Source organism: Dankookia rubra, from assembly GCF_004355005.1.
In the GTDB taxonomy this organism is placed as follows: Bacteria; Pseudomonadota; Alphaproteobacteria; order Acetobacterales; family Acetobacteraceae; genus Paracraurococcus; species Paracraurococcus ruber_A.
The window spans coordinates 1-2,365 of sequence record NZ_SMSJ01000228.1; the positions used below are offsets into that span (position 1 = coordinate 1).

1 protein-coding gene and 2 pseudogenes are annotated in these 2,365 nt (G+C 75.6%); all 3 read right to left on the bottom strand.

What is annotated here, in order from left to right; genetic code table 11:
* Positions 1-201 (bottom strand): annotated as a pseudogene (locus E2C06_RS36125) (hypothetical protein); the annotation flags it as partial.
* A 168-nt stretch (positions 202-369) separates the two neighbouring features.
* Positions 370-1,980 (bottom strand): coiled-coil domain-containing protein, encoded by a 1,611-nt coding sequence (locus tag E2C06_RS40555; protein ID WP_277751923.1) that lies wholly within the window; start codon positions 1,978-1,980, stop codon positions 370-372.
* A pseudogene (locus E2C06_RS36135) lies at positions 1,956-2,365 on the bottom strand (hypothetical protein); the annotation flags it as partial. The gene E2C06_RS40555 and the pseudogene E2C06_RS36135, both read right to left, overlap by 25 nt.

A 2,365-nucleotide genomic window follows, 5' to 3' on the forward strand; every position in this document is an offset into this window, starting at 1 on the left:
GTCCGAGACGCCGCAGCCGTGCTCGGCGAGAAAGGGCCGGAGGGCGGCCCATTCGGCATCGGCGAGCGGCGCCCAGGGCTGCGGCGCGAGCAGGCCGAAGGTCGGGCGGAAATAGAGGTAGTTGTGCAGGTCGTGGCCGATGGCGAAGTCGGGGGGCAGGATCTCGGGCGGGATGCCGGGGTCGAAGCGGGGGCGGCGCATGGGGGCTCCGGGCCAACAAGGGGCAGGAACGAAACAGGAAAATAGGAAAAAAGTCAAGACAAGATCGGGGCCGTGGCCCGCCGTGGCGGCCGGCGGGCCGGAACGGCGGCGCCGGCCGGCCGCATCCGGCATGACGCGTCCCGGCCTGCCGGCCGGCGGGCGACCGGCTCAGCGCCCTTGGCGACGCTCGATCTCCTGCAGCGCGCGGTCACGATTGGCGCGGGCGTTCCGCAGGTACTGCTCCGGCCCGAAGGGCGCACCCACCGCGAGGTAATCGTCGAGGGCGCGCACCGCCGCCTCGAGACGTGCTGTCCCGTCCTCCTGCCGGCCGAGGCGGAAGAGGACGAAGCCGAGCGCCATCTGCGCGCTCGACCATTGGCCCAGCGACCGCTCGCGCGTCGCCTCCTCCTGCGCCGCCCGGAAGGCCGTGGCCGCCGCCTCAAGCGAGGCCCTGTCGTCCGCCTGTATCCCGTGGATCATGAGGACGTTGCCGAGGCCGATCTGGGTCATCGCCCATTGCATCGGGTCGCGGTCGCGCCGCACCTCCTCCAGGGACGCACGGACTGCCTGGAGCGCCTCCTCCAGCTGCGCCGTCCCGCCCTCCTGCAACCCGACGAACATCAGCGCCTGCGCCAGCAGCTGCTGGACATTCGCCCATTTGAGCGGCGCCCTTTCGCGCGGCCGCGCTTCCTGCACCGCCCGCAGCGCGACGACCGCCTCCTTCATCCGCGCCGTGTCCTGCGTCCGCGTGCCGATCACCACGAGAGCGGCGCCGAGCAATGCCTGAGTTTCGGACCATGCCTCCGGATCGCGCTCCCGGGTCGTTGCCTCCAGCGCCGCGCGCAGCGCGAGAATGCCCTCCTCGATGCGGGCCGTGCCGGTCGCGCCGTCCTCCCGCATGCCGAGTGGCACGAGCCCGCTGGCAAGGCCGCCCTGCGCCTTGGCCCAGTTGATCGGCTCCCGCTCGCGGCTGCGGCCATCGACGACCCGGCGCCAAGTCTCGATGCCGGCGGCCAGCGCGGCGTTGTCGCCCCGATTGACCCCCTCCGCGACCAGCAGCGAGGCCTGGCGCTCGCGGTAGCCGATCGCCTCGGCGGCGCGGTCGGGCGGCGCCAGATCGGCGGCCTGGGCGAAGAGCTCCGCCGCCTCCAGGAAGCGTTCCTCGGTGGCCGCGACCTCGCCCTGGGTGGCGATGGTCGCCGCGGCCTCGGCGAGTTGCGCCCGCTCGGCCGCCGCCGCCTTGTCGCGCAGCGCCCGCGCCCGCCGGGCGGCGTCGAGCTGCGCCGCGGTCGCCTCGCGCAACAGGGCGCGGGCGCGCGCGAGTTCGCCGGCGGCGATCGCCGCCCGCGCCTGCTCCACCAGCGGCCGCGCCACCGGGTCGGCGGGATCGAGCGCTGCGGCCTGCTCGCGCAGTTGCCGGTAGCTGGCGGCGACGCGGCCCAGCGTCTCGTTGATCCGGTCGAGCGGCACGTCCTGCTCGCCGACGATGCGCAGCAGGCTCCGCATCGCCGCCTCGCTGACGCCCAGCCGGCCGCCGAGATCGGCGATGACGGCCGCCAGGGCCGTGCTCGTGCCGCTCGCCGCCGCCCTGGCCGCGTCCTGCACCTGCTCCGGGGTCAGGCCGAAATTGCAGGTGATCTGGTTGCCGGTGGCGTCCCGCCCGGCCGCGATGGCGCAGTCGCGCGCCTCGCTCCGCGGCTGCGCCTGGGCAGCGCCCGGCGCGCCGCCGAGCAGCAGGGCCAGCAGCCCGGCCGCTACTTCCGGCCGGCGTCGGCGCATGCGAGCGACCCGGCATTGCCGGCACCGTTAACCGTGATGGTATTGTGCGAGGCGTCGCGCCCCGCCGCGATCCCCTGCTGGGCGCAGGCGACGCCCGCGCCGGGCGCGGCCGGCCGGTCCGGGAAGGCGAAGGTGACCACCGCCCAAACCCCCGCCGCCGCCACGGCGAGGCCGCTGCCGATCCAGCCCAGGATCGCCCGGTTCCTCGCCTGGCCGAGGAAGCCCCAGAGCCTGCCCATCGCATCGCCGCCCATCGCCGCGCCTCCGTCGAGCGATGCGATCCTGCCATGCGCGGCGCCGGCGCCGCCACGGCCGGCGCCAGGGCGCCGGCGCGACGGGTGCGGCAGCGCACGCCGCCCGTGCCATCCCGGCGCGCCGCGGTGCC